This window comes from Lachnoanaerobaculum gingivalis (assembly GCF_003862475.1).
GTDB classification, from domain to species: domain Bacteria; phylum Bacillota; class Clostridia; order Lachnospirales; family Lachnospiraceae; genus Lachnoanaerobaculum; species Lachnoanaerobaculum gingivalis.
Genome location: NZ_RRCO01000004.1, coordinates 336,199 through 352,991, shown reverse-complemented (window position 1 = coordinate 352,991; position 16,793 = coordinate 336,199). Strand labels below are relative to the sequence as shown.

The window sequence follows — 16,793 nt, the reverse complement described above, 5'->3', positions numbered from 1 at the left end:
ACTTTAATTTATGCGATATGTTTTATTTTAATCACATATTTTTCTTTTAATTTTGAGCATCTGTTCTGTGCAATAATTCCTTCATGCTGTAACCTCCCGGCTACAATACCGGGATGTATTCCTATCTTTTTAGCAAACTCTTTAATCTCATTATCCGAAGTATATCTTGTCGGTTCCAGTTTTTTATACTCTTCGGGTGGAATAAGATAATCCATTGCAAACCTGTCCGCTTCTACTTCAAGATTGTTATTATAATCTTTCATTTCTTCAACTGTACTGCTTATAAATACTGTTTTAATTTTTTGTTGAAGAACATGCTTGATTTCATGGAATAAAGAAAACCAAAACTTATCTGCATCCAATCCTCGATTATTCATTGCAAGCACTACTCTGTCTTCAGTCACCCATTTTACAGCACCGTTTACACCTGAATTCTTCAAATGTGGCAACAGAACAAATGCAATACCGCAATCCGCAAAAATTTCGTGCATTCTTGGTAAAAAATCCTCCGGTTTTTTAACTGTCATACTTCTTAGCTCCGGTAAATACGCTTTTAGCATTGCCGCATTATAAGGCTTAGTATCTATATTTTTTGAAATATTCATAGCTGTTTGAATCCAAGCCCTGGAATTAATAATATTCTTCTCACTAATGTAAAATACACTTGTCCTAAAATTCACTAAGAAATCCTGTTGCAACATAATTCTTAAATTTGAAACCATAAAAAATTTACAAAGATTATTAACTTTATCATTAATACTCTTTGCCATTTCCAGACCAACAACATCTACAAAGTATTTATAATCTATTTCTTTTGCCAATTCCGCCTGTGAATCAATATCCTTAGCCATCTGTATTTCAATTAACTTCTGATCATATGCATTCTGTAAATTTAGCCAGACTTCTACACCTGTTCCTAACATAGCAGAAAGTTTTTTTGCTAAGTCATTAGAAATATTAGATTTTCCATGTATTAATTGACTTAAAGTCTTTGTGCTTGTTCCCATTCTTGTGGCAAATTCAGCCTGACTTATTTCCATATCTTCTATAATATCTGCAATATAATATCCAGGGTGAAATGCCACTATATCTTTGTATTCATTTATATTACTCATAATGGTTTGACACCTCCGTTACTTTCACAATCTTGATCATTTTACACTGAGCAAGTATATCTCCTTTTATAATCTCACTACCATCATTATCACAAGGAATCATTGTAACCCTATATCCGGTTTTGCCCAATCGTATACTCCATTCATCTTTTCTATCACCTCTTAAATGTTCAAAATGAAATGGGATATAATTAGCAATATCCATCAAAGACTCTGCATTCCCAAAATCGATCACTGTCTCCTTTTATTTGATTACCATTTTGGTAATTAAAATTATAACATCTAAGAAATTTAAAGTAAATACTCATGAACTAAAGATATATCTTTTTATTTTTATATATTATACTTATTTACATAATAAGATCGAATTTTCAAAACATCCTTTATTCTTTACCGGAAACCATTGGCATCTTATCCATAACAGCTTCCCCTCCGGACTGTAGCAGTCTGCCTAAAGCCTTTGTCAATTCATCACGCTTTTCTTTAGGTAGTTTTACAAATCCCTTAATGATAGTTCCGCTGTTTTTTAATAAACTGCTTCCAAATTCTTTAAATGTTTCAACTTCCGTCTCCTCAATCATCGCAAAGGCGGTGGACACGACAGACTCCCTTGTTTCATCATCAGTTTGTTCAAGCCATGTTCCTAATGAACTATTTATAAAATCACTCATGGCATCAAGTTCAGACTCAACAAACTTATCCCTCATTACCTCCCAGGTCATAGCATCATGCTGAAAAATACCCTTTGCACTACTTTTTACAATTTTTTTCTCACCGTTATTTGAAAGCAATTGTCCAATTATTGATGTCTGTGGAATAATACTGCATATTTTGTGAGAAATATGCTTATACTCTGCCGAATCAATAATCTCTTCCCTAAATCCCGGTCCATCATTATTGTATACTTTAACAATACGCTCTTTTAATTCTTCATTGCAAAAGGCAGCTGCATACATAGCAAAATTACCACCTTTTGAATGTCCTCCAAGCATCAATTCACCCTTGATAAAATCAGCTACATTATTTAAATAACATACCGCTTCCTTTGCACCCTCCGAATCTGACATACAGCTCATAAGAAAATCTTCTTTCCAACCTGTTATAGTACTGTCAGTTCCACGAAAAGCTATATAATTTGTTCCGTCAGGAAGAAAAAATGTAACCGCACAAAACTGTTTAACCATCTCTTTATCCAAAACATCTTTATAATAGCCAATCCTTGTACCTTTAAAACGCTCTCCCTTAACCATTTGCTCAAGTAAAAGCGGAGCTCTCGCAGTAAATTGTCCATTTTCTTTTACTTCATACAAAGAATATTTCTCACAATATGCTTCAAATATCTCCTCAATACTGTATATCTTACCGCTTTCAGGAAATAACTTGCCAAAATCAATATATGATATATATGACAGTATAACATTGTCTACATCATTAAATGATGATACCGATAAGCTTACATCATTTCTCCATTTTAAATAATCCAATAGATCCATATTTCATCCTTTTTAAATTACGAAATAACTTTCATAATAATTTAATCTAAATTTTCTATAAGCCCATAATACAACTTAGTATTATTATTTACAAATGTTTCTCTAACAAAATTTATAACAGTCCCTAACTACCGGTAAACATTGTGGCAAGGAAAACATAAGTGCCTGCATATATATTGATTACATACTTTTAAACTTACAAAAGGTCTATAATTACCAGCTCCGGGCGGTTAAATATTCTGGGAATTCGTGTGCTTTCTCTTGCCAGTCCTCTACTGACAATCATATGTGAGTCTTCAAAACTGTATTGCCCACCCGCATATCTTGGAAACAGCCCTTGATCAGGTGCATAGAGTCCGTTAATTATTCCCGGCAAACGCCATTGACCGCCATGTGCATGCCCTGACAGTATCAGATTAAAATCATAATTTAAATATGTCTTTATCAACTCCGGACGATGTGCAAGAAGTATTGTATAATATCCGTTTTCACCTGCATTTCCAACATCTGCAAGCTGTTCTTCAATACTGTAATTATTATCTGTGTATTTCATACAATCAGGATCTGATATGCCGCAAATATTTAGCTTTTGTCCATTTATATCAATCGTATCAAAACTGCCCTCCAACACAGGTATATCATATGATTGAAACAGTTTTATAATCTTATCTATTTCATAGCTCCAATATTCATGGTTTCCGGTAACATAGTAACAAGGATACCTATCTGCTATAGCACTAAGTAAGAGCTCGGTATTTTTATGTGGAAGCTTGTCATCACAAATATCACCTCCAAGTAAAACTATATCAGGGTTCTGTGCATTAACAGCATCAATAAGCTCTTTTTGCCCTTCCCCATAGAAGCAGGAATGAAGGTCTGTAATTAAAGCAATCCTGACAGGAGCGGTCAATTTGTCACTTTTTAGCGAGTAGTATTGTATTTTCAATTTTGCATTAAATGCAAATATAACTGTAGTTACCAAAGTACATACAAGCAGTATAACAATTATCCTAATGTGTTTCTTGATTTTCAACTATTTTCTCCTTTGATGTCTGCATTTTATGGTATAGATTTTCGGTAAATATCTTCCCCTAAGTAAAATCTTAATTTATCATATTTTTATATTTAACGCATCCCACTATAATATATTTATAAATTAAAATTGTAAATAGACTCTGTACAAAGTGCGAATCCGACTGTACTTAAACTAGTCTTTTATAATGTAAGGTTTAAAAAAGAGTGGATTGAAAATCAACCCACCCAAACATTTGACAAATAACCATAGTCAACCCACCCTGATATTTGTCAAAAAACCGTATTAAATTTCCACAATCAGGCCTCAACTCCCCAAACTTCAATTTGTGTAAGTGCCGGGAACGGAGATTCTCCCTCCGCCTTTATAAGCTTTTCAAGCACAAGGCTTTTTATTTTTCTTTCCTTTATCTGAAAATACTGTGGTTTTTCGGATTTCTCAAGTTTTAAAGTTTCACTGCTGCCGTCATCAAAATTAATATCTGCACTTACCCAATAATTATCATGAGGATAATCCGCTCTGAGAGTAAGCCTTATTTCATTTACAAGTACTTCTCTTCCAAAATCAATGGTAAGAGCTGCTTTCGGGTCTCTGTTAATACCCCAACTCTGATAAGGATATTTACCATGAGATGAGTTTGCATACATTCCGTCTATTGCATTTCTTGCTGCAAATACCGCCTCACCTCTGGTTTCAACATTGGCTGATGCATGAGGATAAAATGTATTATTCTCATGCTGATCATAAACATTTAATGCAAGGTTTTTTAATTTACTTATCTCCTCATCGGTAGCATATCTTGCTTCAATATAATGGATCATTCCTGTAAAGCTCTTCGGTGAATAATTCGGTCTGTTATTTGCAGGAGGAATGAAAAATTCAATACTTCTACCCGGAATATAGATAAATGCCTCTCTCATACTGTCCTCAAAACGTACAACACAGTATCTTCCGGCTTTATCCGTATCAAGTACTATTCTGTCTCCATCCATATATTCACTACAATATACAAGTTCCGCCTTATTATCTCCCTCAAAGCCGCAGGCCTTTTCTATCTCTACCCTACCTACTATTTTTAGTTTAATCATATATACTCCTATTAAAATTCTTACCAATACATTTTCCAATCAGGTCTTGAAAGCCTTGTAAGAGCCTCCATGAAGAAATAATCTCCCCAGATAACACATTCATCAACACCGCTGTTTTTACATGTATTATAAGGTGTTTTCTTTGCGTATGTTCCATGTAAAAGCTGACCGTTTGATATACTCTTATCTTTAACCTGATAATTCTTTATAAGAGAATAAATAATTTTTTTTGCTACTGAAGTATAGTATGCGCTGCTTTCTTCATCCAAATATTTACTCATCTCCAAAAATCCGCATACTGCAATTGCAGCTGATGATGAGTCTCTTGGCTGTTCATTTTCATCACCGTCTCCAAAGCATAGATCCCAATACGGACAAAGATCTGTAGGTAAATGCTTTAGGAAATACTTTGATACTCTCTCAAAATATTTTATATATTCCTTATCTCCTGTATTTTTATATGCTATAGCGGTTCCATAAATTCCCCATGCCTGTCCTCTTGCCCATGCGGAAGCATCCTTATATCCTTGACAGGTAGCACCATGTGAAAATTCACCGGTATCAGGATCAAAGAATATTGTATGCCAGGTTGAATCATCATCTCTTATTATATGCTTCATTGTAGTAAGTATATGGTTTTTGGCAATCTCGGCATAATGCTCATCCTTTGTCACTTCGCTTGCCCAGTAGAGTAGCGGTACATTTAGCATGCAGTCAATAATAAGTCTGGCATTATCTCTTGCCCACATCTCTCCCCATGCCTGGATATATTTTCCCTCAGGGCGATATCTACTGCAAAGTTGATCTGCAGCCTTTATTGCGGCTTCTTTTGCATTTTCATAAGAGATTAAACTGTAAGCCGCAACACAGGACGGTATGTAAAGAAATCCCATATCATGATGATCTATATAATGTCTTATATTTATACGATCCAAAAATGAGTCTGCCTGTTTCTTTCCTGCCCTTTCAAACAACTCTTTGTCCGCAGCACTTTTTGCATTTTCATAGGAAAGCCATACCTCTCCTGTCCAAAATCCGCTTGTCCAATCGGTATTAATACCGGGTGTATAAAAATTCCCTTCGCTGTTTGCATGCGGAAAATGCTCTTCAAATTCGGGTAAATTATTTTTCACCTGTTCCATACACATATCCAGAGCCTCTTTAATCATAGTATCCGATGCTTCCGGATATTTTTCCAATAAATTAATATCAATCCATTTATCCACTTAATCAATCTCCTTTTATCCTACCATCTAAGCACTGTCATATACTCAGGATTTTTATGAAATACACAAACCATAGTTTGTCCGAGTCCGTATACTCCTCTTATTCCGTTTAAGTCACTATAATTCCCGACATCATTTTTAATGAGAACCACCCCGTATTTCTCCTTGTTTCTTGTAATTACATATCCTTGAGCTATATCCTTTGAAAGCATAACTTCATAGGCAAAATTGTATACATCTTCTTTTACGATCTCTATCTTTTGATTTTCCCTATTTTTTACAATCACTGTAGTTAAAAAGTATGAACTGCTTGTATTTACTTTAAGAGCACTCGTTTCTTCTATTTGATTATAATGTCTTGAAAGCAAAGAATTTGTAATTTCAGGTAATAATTCACCTCTTTCATCAAAGCACATTACACTAAACTCACATCTTTCTCCTTGCCCTATTATCACATTATTTTCTTTTTTTAGGCTTATATTCTTTCCGAAGGCAAAATGCTGTGATAATTCATTTCTCTTATTTCCGATAATTTCGTCACTTATAATAATGATATCAGATGTCGGTGCTACGATACGCCTTCTAAGAATCACATTCAAATCAATATACCCACAGTGAAAGCCTTCAAATAACAGCCGGTTTTCCTTAAAAACAAAAGTATTTCCCGTGGAAGGAGGTAAATTTTTATAAATCCATGAATCCATGCATTCTGCATATTCACTGTTATTTATAATGGGCACATTGTGGGCCTGACTCTCCTTAAGTCTGTATCTTTCATCTACATTTTTATATGTAAAACGTCCACTGTCCCTAAGTATTTCCTCACCTTCAAACCAAAGTTCCATATGAAGTTTGTCCTGATGTCCGTGCCCTCCTCCAAGGCTTCCGTTTCTAAAATAAATAAAATCCGAATTCTCATTATAGGAGTCTCTCCATATTGCTTCACCGCTTTCATGGCATACTATAAGACCTCCGGAGAGTCTTTTACTTTCTAATTTTTCATAGAATACTATTCCCTCAGTCCCAAAAAGCCATGCACTTTCAAAGTCAAGCTCATTATATCCTGCAAATTTAAGCGACCTGTCTTTAAATAATAATGCTCCCCGACTTAACAGATCTCTTACATCGGTATCATCCGAATCTCCGGTCAGGATTTGATGATGATTTGGATAAGTATGATATAAAGTAGCAAATGCCATATTTTTTATAATATTTTTTTCATCTTCCGAAAAAACTTCATCATTATAAAGCTTAGCCACTCTTAAAACTTCAAAATACGCATCCAGTACTTCATTATGATACATTGTAGATGCTTCCCATTGCATTCCGTCATCATGTATCTGTGTATGAAGCGCCATCTTCAGAAAATAAATTGCTTTCTTTTTATATTCATCGTTTTTCAGCACATGTGAAAGTACATATAAACCTGCATACTCCATAACACCCCAGTTACTTTTTATGGAAAAGCCCTCTTTAGGATTTGTTGCCAAATGATTTGCATGCACGGATAATGCCAAGAAAAACTTTTCTTTTATTTCATCCGTAATAAGAGGATGAGATGTGAAAAAAGACATTGCCCTTACCCAGTAGTCTGCACGAAGACCTGTCTCAAGTGTTCTCCAAACTTTTCTGTCGGCATTTTCAATATCAATATTTTCATTTATCCAGTCAAGCAGCTGATTTATAAAAGTTATTACATATATATCATTTTGTTTAATCCAAAACGCCTGTCCAAGACATATAAGGTATCTGTGTCTGTTTAACTGAAAAATAAATTCTTCATCTTCATTAAAGCAATAATTCCAATTTATTTTTACGCCAAAATTTACCGGTTCATTTGTGGTTTCCATATCCCAGGGTAATCTGAAAAGAAATCTATTCTCTGTCAACTCATCTGCGGTTTGAAGAATAATATTCCTCATCTCTTTGCAGTTTCTATTACAAAAGTCCGCAATTTTTATATACTCTTCCTTTTTGAATGCAAAATGTTCTCTAAAATCATCCCACAACAAATCTATATTATTCATAGTTCACTGTTCCAGTTCTTATAAAAACCGTCATTTTGACGCTTCAGCCATTTAATAACTTCTTCTTCCATCGTTTTAGCAAGCTGTTTATTCTCTTCATTATCTAAATCAAGAGTATTTTTTTGCTGAGAATCATTTTGTATATCATAAAGATATCTTTTAGGATTACATATAACATCATAACCCAGCTCCATGACGTAGGTGTATTTTCTTGTTCTAACCCCACGCCACCCATAATCGGCTGGATTCTTACCCATCTTTTTAAATTTTTCCACAAAATCGGCTCTGCCGGGGCATGCCATAATAAAGCTTACCCTATCCGCATCCTCATTACCTTTAATAAATTTGGAACAGTCCTCTCCTTCAACCGTATCAGGTATCCTGCAACCCAAAAGGCCCAAAACTGTTGGCATCATATCTTGACTTCCAATACAGGTAGAGCATCTTTTATTCTTGTTTCCCGGTACATGTACTACAAAAGGAATTTTTATTGACTCCTCATACCAAACATGCTTACCCATAAGCCCATGCGATCCCATCATATCTCCATGATCCGCCGACAAGATAACAAGAGTATCTTCATACAGATTATTTTCTTTCAGGTATTCAATCAACCTTCCAAACTGCTTGTCAAGACCGCTTATAGCCGCATAATACTGCTTTGTGGTAAGCCTTAATTCTTCCTCGCTCATTGCGGCATTTTCACCGGTATGGTGATGTATATTTTCAAAAATAACATTTTTCTTTAACTCCACATCATCATACATCTTTAAGTATTCATCCGGAACTTCACTGTATACGCTATGTGGCGGATTCCAAGATATATACATGCCAAAAGGCTTTGATTTGTCTCTTATTTTTGATAGGTATTCTATTGCCTTGTCAGTTTCGTGCTCAGGTGACCATTTGTTTACCTTTATCATCTCATCACTGTCATGCCAATAATGTGGTGATAAATGCATATCATAAGTACCGTATGAGTACCAATAGTCAAATCCATGCCTTCTTACTCCCGGAGGAGTATATGCATCCCAATCTCTTGCACCTGACTTCGGAAATTCACAAATATTTTGCTCAGGTTCATCTAAATGCCATTTACCTATATATGCGGTCTCATAACCAGCTTTTTTCAGCACCTGACCTACACAAATCTCTTCATCTTTTAATCTTAAAGATAATCCTTTTTTACAGTTTGTAAAAAATCCTGATGACAGTGGGTATTTTCCGGTCATAAGGCTGGCTCTATGAGGAGAGCAAACCGGAAAGGTGCTGAAAGTATGGTCGCAATAGGTTGACTCTTTGCAAAACTTATCCATATTCGGAGTTTTAACAGGGTCTTCCTTTGCATATCCTATAGCCCCTGCCCTCCATTGATCTGCAAAAACAAACAATAAATTCATATTGTGCTTCCTTTCTATCCCTTTACACCTCCGGTTATTCCACCGATAATCTTCTTTGAAAGTCCGATATAAAGTATAAATGTCGGAATAAATACAATTATTACGGAAGCGAATAGACCTGACCAGTCACCGCTGTATTTCATTCCGTTTATCATCGAGAATAATCCAAGCGCTACAGGTCTTAGTTTCTCTGAATTTACAAATAAGAGTGAAAGGAAATATTCATTCCATATTGCTATGAAATTAAAAATTGTTACCGTTACAACTCCTCCTTGAGCCAGTGGAAATACGATCATCCAAAAGGCCTTTATCGGATGACATCCGTCTATAGCCGCCGCCTCTTCATATGCACTTGAAATATTGGCAAAGTATGCCATAAGGAATGTAGTTGTATAAGGTACTTTTATAGCTACAAATAAAACTATAAGTACAATTCTGTTTGAAAAAGCGTTACCAAGTAATCCGGCTCCCGCCACCAATGTATACAAAGGTATTATTACCATTATAAGAGGAACACCCATAGTTCCTGCCAGTGCGGAAGTAAGAAATTTTCTTCCCTTGAATTCAAATCTTTGTAAAACATAAGCATATGGGGCACATACCAGAATAATAAATACACAGGATAAAACCGCATAAATGAGTGAGTTTACAAAAAACACGGAAACATTTGATGATACCCATGCTTTAACATAATTCTCAAAATGAAGTCCTGTTTTAAATCCTAAAATATCCCCTGAAAATATATCTGCGGTAGTAGACAAACTTGCAGCCACTACCCAGCCTAAAAGCACCGCAGTAAAAGCAACCCAAAGTATCAGTATTATATATCCGGGTAACAGTTTAATCTCTTTTGACAAGTTAAAAGGTGCGGATTTTTCTTTGTTTTTCAGTATTTTCATAATCTAACCTTTCATAAAATGTTAATTAAAATTCCAAATCATCATCTTTAAGAACTCTATTGGCAACTCTGAATATAATTATTACCAAAGCGCAAAGAATTATACCTATTGCCGCACCCGCACCTGCATCACGAGAAATCATATCGGCGGTTTCAGCTCCGAATACTTTGGTATACATATATACCATAGGTACTACTGTAGATGTATCTGCAGTTAAAGGTGAGAAAAGCTGTGACCATATAAAGAATCCTGCAATACTTATTGACCACATAATAATATTTGTTCTTAAAATTCCTCTTAAAAGAGGCAGTGTTATATGAAAAAACTGTTGGACCTTATTTGCACCGTCTATACCTGATGCTTCATAATATTCCTTGCTTATTCTTTCAATTCCGCTGATCCATATAAGCATATGATGTCCTATCATTCCGAAGCAGTAAGAAAATAAAAGTGCATAGAATTTATGTTCCGCATCCAGCCACTGTATTTTTGCCAAACTCTCCAAACCTATCATTTTAAAAAATGTTGTAAAAAATCCATAGGATGAGTTAAAAGCATATTGAATCCACATTGTAGCCATAGCTACCGCACTGATTACATTCGGCAAATATATTGCCGCCTGAAAAAATCCCTTTCCTCTTATTCCGCTTGTCAAAATGATAGCTATCAATAAAGAGATTGAAAGTGTAACTATACCTCCGATTGTCCATATCTTTGCTATATTAATAAGCGACTGTATAAACAATGGGGCATTGAACAGATCTACGTAATTTCCCAAGCCTCTAAATTCCCATTTGTTTATCGGATCCGTAATTTCCACTATCTTAAAAAAGCTCATAATTACAGTTCTTATTATCGGGTAAATGAATACTCCAAGAAACAATATTGTTCCGGGAATAGTAAATGCCCAAATCATACTTTTATTGCGTTTCATAAATATTTTCCCTTCCGAAACAGGCAAAAGCCAGACTTTTAGCTTATTATCTTAAAGGCAGCAATTTCACCGGTTAAAAAAGGCAGGTCAAATAACGACCTCGTTACCCGCCTGCCCTCTTTTTTCATTTAGACTTTATTTTCCTGCTGCCTTTTTCATATTTTCAACAAATTCAGCACCTGTAATCTTACCTGAGTAAAGCTTAATTAAATTCTCCTTTAATGCCGGTGTAATTTCCGGATTGCTTTCCGCACCACCCATAATCTCTGTGCAGTTATCAAAGTATGGCTTTACATCAGCCAACTGCTCAGGCCATGAATGATTTTGTGAATCTGCAGGAAGACTTATACTCTCTTTAGCAAGCTTCTCGTCATATTCACCTCTTGTCATCTTCTCAATAAATCCAAATGCAGCCTCTTTATTCTTACATACTGAAGTAATAGCAAAGCTCTGTCCACCAATCATCATAGCCTCTGTGCCGTTAATTCCGTTATTTACTTCAGGATATCCGAAAAATCCCCATTCAAAATCAGGTCCTGTAATATTTTTAACTTCATTAACCACATATGTTCCTACAGCATACATTGCAACCTTACCTGTAGCGAATTCTGTATTCTGTCCTGTAGGGAATACATTTGAAGCCACAAGCTCTGAGAAATATCCCTTTGTAGCAAGCTCTGCAAGATCATTAGCTGTTTGTAAAACTTCAGGTCTGTCCCATTCATTGTTGTTAATAGTTTCCTTTAAGCCTTGACTTCCTACAAGTCTTCCAAGATGCATACCGAAAGCCTGTGGTACATATGCATCATCAGTGGTAATCGGAGTTATTCCCGCATCTTTAAGCTTTTGACATGTAGCAAGGAATTCATCCCAGTTTGTAGGTACCTTATCAATACCTGCTTCCTTGAAAAGCTTTTTATTGTAAAAATAAGCATTTGCCTTAAACTGATATGGAATCTCTTTAAGTACACCTTCATTATAGCTTCTGAAAAGCTTCATCATTGTAGGGTTGGAACGTGACTCATAATCACTTTCTTTAACCAAATCCTCAAGACTTATAATACGATCACCGTAATTGCTCTTGTTTCCTTGTCCGTCAAAGAAGTCAACCTGCTGTTTTGCATCAAGTGCCGGAATCAAACCTTCTTTAATTCCTTTACGTCCCTTAAACTCTACTTCAATTTCTACACCGGTTTCTTTTTCATAAGCTTTTATGGCCTCGGCAATAACAATTCCCTGTGGCTCTGTAGCTTCCCAGTTTGACCAGTATACGAGCTTCACTCCGCTGTAATCAGGACCTTTGGCTGTATCATCCTTTGATTCACCGCTTGTACCCTCGCTTGATGCTTGAGCGGCTGTAGTACTTTCCTTGGCTGTATTATTAGCGCATCCTGCCAATACTGACATAATCATTGCACCGGAAATTACTGCAACTCCAACTTTTTGTAAAAACTTTCTCTTCATATAATCCTCCTTGAATATGTATATTCACATATAAATTTTTACATATTTTATTAAACTGCATTCCGCTTCGGAAAACAGTAAATATAGTTCTAAAAATAATCAATCCGCATAGAGATCTGCATTGTTTTCAAGAGCGATATCAATCCTGCATGGTATAACATCAGGCACAGACATATTTTTTATTAAGCAGTCCACCATAATCTTAAAGGCCATATATCCTTTATCATAAGGATTTTGGTCTATAACCGCCGACATTCTCTTCTTTTTTAAAAATTCCAAGGTTTCTTCATTTAAATCTGTTCCTATTATAGCAACTTTTTTATTATTACCATATTTTTCAAGTGCTTCAACAAACGCCCTGTTATCATGAGAGGTAAGAGCATATATAAGACATATATCACTATACTTACCAAGTGCCTCACATGCATTTTTATAGAGTTCTCCTCTATGGTCCATATTCCTTGTATATCCTGTCACAAGTTCTATTATCAACTCCGGTTTGTTTTCTTTTATATAATTACAAAAGCTTTCCAAACGCCCCTCATGTATCTTTGAATCTTTGCGTCCACAGGAAACAAGTATCCTTCCTTTATCGGGAGTAATAAGTGTTGCAAGCTCAGCCGCCACTTTACCTACCTGTATTTCTCTAGGTGGAATGCTGATGAGGCCTTCAGGAATTTCGATGTGATCGTCTATAACCAACACCCTCATATCCTTTGCCAACATTCTCTGAAACTGCATAAGTACTTCCGATGCCCTTGTAAAAGAAATTGTTATAACACCGCCGTATTCATTAGACCCCTTATCGGCAATCTCTTTTAGCTGTACAAGTTGCTCTTCTTCGTTATCACATACAAAAGGACTTATTTCTATGTTTAGCCCTTTAAGCTCCTGTGCACCTTTATTAATACCGAGCCATAAATAATCAAAGTAAATTTTTTTCTCCCATTTATCCTTTGGCAACACTACAGCAACTTTACTGGTTTTTCTCTTAATGGAGGCAGCGGCATAATTTTCCACATACCCCATTTCATTCGCCGTTTCCAAAATCTTAGAGCGAAGTTCACTACTTATCCCTTCTTTTCCTCTAAGTGCTCTGTGAACAGAAACAGCCGATATACCAAGCTCCTTTGATATATCCTTTATGGTTACCTTGCCTGATGCTTTTTTCATAAACAATCTATCTCCAATATTTTAAAATCAAAGCCGGATATTAAATTAAATTATCGTTTGCGTAACCGTTTACTTATGTGGTAAGTATATACCTAAATTGCTTTGATGTCAATATTTTTATTTATATTGTATAAAATCAATCTGAATAAAAAAGGCTCTCGCTTCACAATCTTTCAATCATTAAAACGACAGCCGTTTTCAATCATTTTTGTCTTAGACTTTCTGCTATATCAATGATTTTGTCATAGCAGGCATCAAAAAATATCTTATATGCTTCACAAAAATAATTACTGTATAGTCCTGTATCCGGGTCTAAATCTCTATTGCGTTGACATCCACCTCTACAGACTCTGTAATATTTGCATTCCCTGCATTCGCTATCCAGCTTAAACGACCTTTCTATAAAGCATATTTCAGACCTTTTTTTATCTATCTCACTTAAATTGTTTTCATTGAAATTTCCAAGGCGATATTCATCCATAGCATAAAAATCACATGGATAGACACTTCCATCAGCTTCTACTACCGTCTGAATACCACATACTCCACGCTGCTCACAGGATTCAGCCATATATCCTCCGGCAAGATTTATATAATTTATAAACTGCCTGTTGTATGGATCTTTTCCATTTATATAATCTTTATACCATAGATCAAATAATTCAATTAAAAACTTTCCATAAACTTTTGGAGTTAAGGAGTAAGGCTTAGCTCCACGCACTTCATTTATAGGATCAAGACAGGCTATATATTGTTGGTATTTCCATCCCTGTTTATTATAAAACCTGTAGATATCTGAAATATTCTTTGCAACCTTAGATGTAACTACAGTAAGAATATTATAATCCACCTTATGCTTATCAAGTAGTTTCGCCGAATTTATTATTCTGTCAAAAGTATCATCTCCTGATTTTGTATGTCTATAAGAATCGTGTATTTCTCTTGTACCGTCTACCGACAATCCTATTAAAAAATTGTTTTCCTTAAAAAAAGAACACCATTCATCTGTAAGTGCAAAACCGTTTGTTTGAAGGGCGTTAGTTACTTCTATATTGTTTTTATTGTACTGTTTTTGGTATGCCAATGCCTTTTCAAAAAAATCAATGCCACATAAGGTCGGCTCACCTCCCTGAAAAGCATAGTGTATACTCCCCTCCGCCCTAAGCATGGTCTTTCTGATTGTATTTTTCAAAGTCTGTTCAGACATAAATCCATAGGAATTTTGCAAACGCTTACTTGCCTCATCACAGTAAAAACAATATTCACAGGACATATTGCAAAGATTGGAAGCAGGCTTAATTAAAACGGTTATTGGTGGCATGTGGTCTCCTTTTTTGTTGGTGTGAGTTTTAGGATAATTTTCTGTTCTTTTATTATATTTGTTTATTAGAATTAATAATACTTTCAATATCGCAGCCACCGTAAAAGATTCGGACTACCGTAACTATTCTTTTTTTCATAATCAACGAGGTAATATACAATAAAGTTGTCTACCGGCATCTGATGCATTTTTATAGAACTCCATGGTTCCCACTCAACCAATGCATAACGAGCGGGCATGAAATCCAATGAACGAACTTTTTTTCGTATACGTTCCAGCTGTGCAACAGCAGTATCTTAAACCTATAATTCCTTCTCAAATAATTTTTAAGTGTATTTTCAAGAAATTATATTATCCTATATATTTGGTTAATAGCTTAAATAAATAGGTAAAACTACAATCTTAACTGATTACTCTTTTTTTTCAAATAGTATTTTCTTCAATTCATCTATAGCCTTATCCAATTCTAAATATTTCATCAATTCCTCTGGTGTAAGCTTATCCTTAACTTTAAATAAATTATCCTTTGCATTAATCAATTGACTAATTTTCCATATTTCTTTCATCGGGCGCATATCAAAACTGAAAGCAATATTATACATGTATTCTCCAACCTTTGTATAGAATTCAATATTACCTTCTTTATCTCTACCTAAATGTAAGTCATACTCTTTTAATGCCGGATCTACAAATCCAATATTTCCATCGTTGGATTTATTCTTATCCTCTGTTGGCCATTTGCCGAGTTTTTTTCTATTGCATGTGAAACAAGAATATACTAAATTTGAATAATCAAGTTTTCTGTTTGAATCTATTCTTCCAGGAACGAAATGATCTGGTTCAAAGCCTTTTGTTGTAACCTCTTCAGATTTACCACAATAACCGCATATATGTTTAAAGTCTTCTCTCAATTGAGGAACATATTTTTTATAGTCATTTTCTTGATTTACATCAACACTTCTACTGATTTCATTTTTTCCATGTATTCGCATATTTTTTACCTGTTTTCAACTTCCTCTACCAAAACATTTACTCTTCCAAGTATTTCATCAATTTTCTGATTAACTTCACTACTTAAAAGCTGAATTGGCAAGTCATCTACTTCACCATATGCGCGTAATAATTTATACAGATCTATAAATTGTTCTTCTTCTATTGCTGATATAGAACCATTTTTCCTTGCTTTAAGCAGTTCCTCATAATTGATATAATATTTATGTAATCTATTTTCAAAAACATCGACAGCCTGTTTGATTTTTCTTGCAAATCCTTCTATATCATCTTCGGCCAAAACATTTCTGTCTTCAATTAAATTTATAATCACTAAATTTTCGCGTATCGATTCTTCAGGGTAATTAGTTAATATTAAGCATGGTAAATCGGGGACTTTAACATTTATGTAAGCAATTAGTTCAGTCCCCAAAAACTTAAATTTATTATTAAGTTTGTAGTCTATAATAAGGCATTTAATACTATTAGATAAAAGCCACTCTATAATTTCTGGCATTTCAGTAATACAATCCGGATATAGTAATTCAATATCTTTTCTTGCTAAACGTACTCGATAATCCTCATATGAATCTCTATCATCATCAATAAATCCTACTCTATACATATCAG

Annotated in this window: 15 protein-coding genes; all 15 read right to left on the bottom strand. The window is 34.8% G+C overall.

Annotated elements, in window-relative coordinates; all coding sequences use genetic code 11:
• Positions 1–8: 8 nt before the first annotated feature.
• The 15 genes from EHV10_RS10370 to EHV10_RS10295 all read right to left on the bottom strand — a co-directional run bounded on the left by EHV10_RS10370 (position 9) and on the right by EHV10_RS10295 (position 16,788).
• On the bottom strand, positions 9–1,115 hold the full coding sequence (locus EHV10_RS10370; protein WP_128674592.1) for a HigA family addiction module antitoxin: 1,107 nt from the start codon (positions 1,113–1,115) through the stop codon (positions 9–11).
• Entirely contained in the window at positions 1,108–1,350 is a 243-nt protein-coding gene (locus tag EHV10_RS10365; protein WP_128674591.1) for a hypothetical protein, read from the bottom strand. Before EHV10_RS10365 ends, EHV10_RS10370 begins: the two co-directional genes overlap by 8 nt.
• Before the next feature lie 148 nt (positions 1,351–1,498).
• On the bottom strand, positions 1,499–2,608 hold the full coding sequence (locus EHV10_RS10360) for an Mbeg1-like protein (RefSeq protein WP_128674590.1): 1,110 nt from the start codon (positions 2,606–2,608) through the stop codon (positions 1,499–1,501).
• 196 nt (positions 2,609–2,804) lie between these two features.
• Positions 2,805–3,641 carry a metallophosphoesterase gene (locus EHV10_RS10355; RefSeq protein ID WP_128674589.1) on the bottom strand — a complete coding sequence of 279 codons (837 nt, stop codon included), beginning with the start codon at positions 3,639–3,641 and terminating at the stop codon, positions 2,805–2,807.
• A 299-nt stretch (positions 3,642–3,940) separates the two neighbouring features.
• On the bottom strand, positions 3,941–4,729 hold the full coding sequence (locus EHV10_RS10350) for a carbohydrate-binding protein (RefSeq protein ID WP_128674588.1): 789 nt from the start codon (positions 4,727–4,729) through the stop codon (positions 3,941–3,943).
• Between the two features lie 20 nt (positions 4,730–4,749).
• Complete coding sequence (locus tag EHV10_RS10345) at positions 4,750–5,955, bottom strand: glycoside hydrolase family 88 protein (RefSeq protein WP_128674587.1); 1,206 nt, start codon at positions 5,953–5,955, stop codon at positions 4,750–4,752.
• A 20-nt stretch (positions 5,956–5,975) separates the two neighbouring features.
• Entirely contained in the window at positions 5,976–7,982 is a 2,007-nt protein-coding gene (locus tag EHV10_RS10340) for a heparinase II/III family protein (RefSeq protein ID WP_128674586.1), read from the bottom strand.
• Complete coding sequence (locus EHV10_RS10335; protein ID WP_128674585.1) at positions 7,979–9,382, bottom strand: sulfatase family protein; 1,404 nt, start codon at positions 9,380–9,382, stop codon at positions 7,979–7,981. The genes EHV10_RS10340 and EHV10_RS10335 overlap by 4 nt, the downstream gene beginning before the upstream one ends.
• Positions 9,383–9,396: 14 nt before the next feature.
• Positions 9,397–10,281 (bottom strand): carbohydrate ABC transporter permease, encoded by an 885-nt coding sequence (locus tag EHV10_RS10330; protein WP_128674584.1) that lies wholly within the window; start codon positions 10,279–10,281, stop codon positions 9,397–9,399.
• Positions 10,282–10,306: 25 nt separating this feature from the next.
• Entirely contained in the window at positions 10,307–11,215 is a 909-nt protein-coding gene (locus EHV10_RS10325; protein ID WP_128674583.1) for a carbohydrate ABC transporter permease, read from the bottom strand.
• A 135-nt stretch (positions 11,216–11,350) separates the two neighbouring features.
• Positions 11,351–12,679 (bottom strand): ABC transporter substrate-binding protein, encoded by a 1,329-nt coding sequence (locus EHV10_RS10320; RefSeq protein ID WP_128674582.1) that lies wholly within the window; start codon positions 12,677–12,679, stop codon positions 11,351–11,353.
• 99 nt (positions 12,680–12,778) lie between these two features.
• Positions 12,779–13,852: a LacI family DNA-binding transcriptional regulator gene (locus EHV10_RS10315; RefSeq protein WP_128674581.1), complete on the bottom strand. Its 1,074-nt coding sequence runs from the start codon at positions 13,850–13,852 to the stop codon at positions 12,779–12,781.
• A 202-nt stretch (positions 13,853–14,054) separates the two neighbouring features.
• Complete coding sequence (locus EHV10_RS10310; protein ID WP_128674580.1) at positions 14,055–15,173, bottom strand: anaerobic sulfatase maturase; 1,119 nt, start codon at positions 15,171–15,173, stop codon at positions 14,055–14,057.
• 410 nt (positions 15,174–15,583) lie between these two features.
• Positions 15,584–16,165 (bottom strand): HNH endonuclease, encoded by a 582-nt coding sequence (locus EHV10_RS10300; protein WP_128674579.1) that lies wholly within the window; start codon positions 16,163–16,165, stop codon positions 15,584–15,586.
• A gap of 5 nt (positions 16,166–16,170) precedes the next feature.
• Positions 16,171–16,788, bottom strand: coding sequence for a chemotaxis protein (locus EHV10_RS10295; protein ID WP_128674578.1), 618 nt, complete (start codon positions 16,786–16,788; stop codon positions 16,171–16,173).
• Positions 16,789–16,793 lie beyond the last annotated feature (5 nt).

Bases quoted from the DNA above. Each gene is read 5' to 3' on its own strand.
- EHV10_RS10370 (WP_128674592.1), bottom strand. From the start codon at position 1,115: ATGAGTAATATAAATGAATACAAAGATATAGTGGCATTTCACCCTGGA.
- EHV10_RS10360 (WP_128674590.1), bottom strand. From the start codon at position 2,608: ATGGATCTATTGGATTATTTAAAATGGAGAAATGATGTAAGCTTATCG.
- EHV10_RS10350 (WP_128674588.1), bottom strand. From the start codon at position 4,729: ATGATTAAACTAAAAATAGTAGGTAGGGTAGAGATAGAAAAGGCCTGC.
- EHV10_RS10340 (WP_128674586.1), bottom strand. From the start codon at position 7,982: ATGAATAATATAGATTTGTTGTGGGATGATTTTAGAGAACATTTTGCA.
- EHV10_RS10335 (WP_128674585.1), bottom strand. From the start codon at position 9,382: ATGAATTTATTGTTTGTTTTTGCAGATCAATGGAGGGCAGGGGCTATA.
- EHV10_RS10330 (WP_128674584.1), bottom strand. From the start codon at position 10,281: ATGAAAATACTGAAAAACAAAGAAAAATCCGCACCTTTTAACTTGTCA.
- EHV10_RS10325 (WP_128674583.1), bottom strand. From the start codon at position 11,215: ATGAAACGCAATAAAAGTATGATTTGGGCATTTACTATTCCCGGAACA.
- EHV10_RS10320 (WP_128674582.1), bottom strand. From the start codon at position 12,679: ATGAAGAGAAAGTTTTTACAAAAAGTTGGAGTTGCAGTAATTTCCGGT.
- EHV10_RS10315 (WP_128674581.1), bottom strand. From the start codon at position 13,852: ATGAAAAAAGCATCAGGCAAGGTAACCATAAAGGATATATCAAAGGAG.
- EHV10_RS10310 (WP_128674580.1), bottom strand. From the start codon at position 15,173: ATGCCACCAATAACCGTTTTAATTAAGCCTGCTTCCAATCTTTGCAAT.
- EHV10_RS10300 (WP_128674579.1), bottom strand. From the start codon at position 16,165: ATGCGAATACATGGAAAAAATGAAATCAGTAGAAGTGTTGATGTAAAT.
- EHV10_RS10295 (WP_128674578.1), bottom strand. From the start codon at position 16,788: ATGTATAGAGTAGGATTTATTGATGATGATAGAGATTCATATGAGGAT.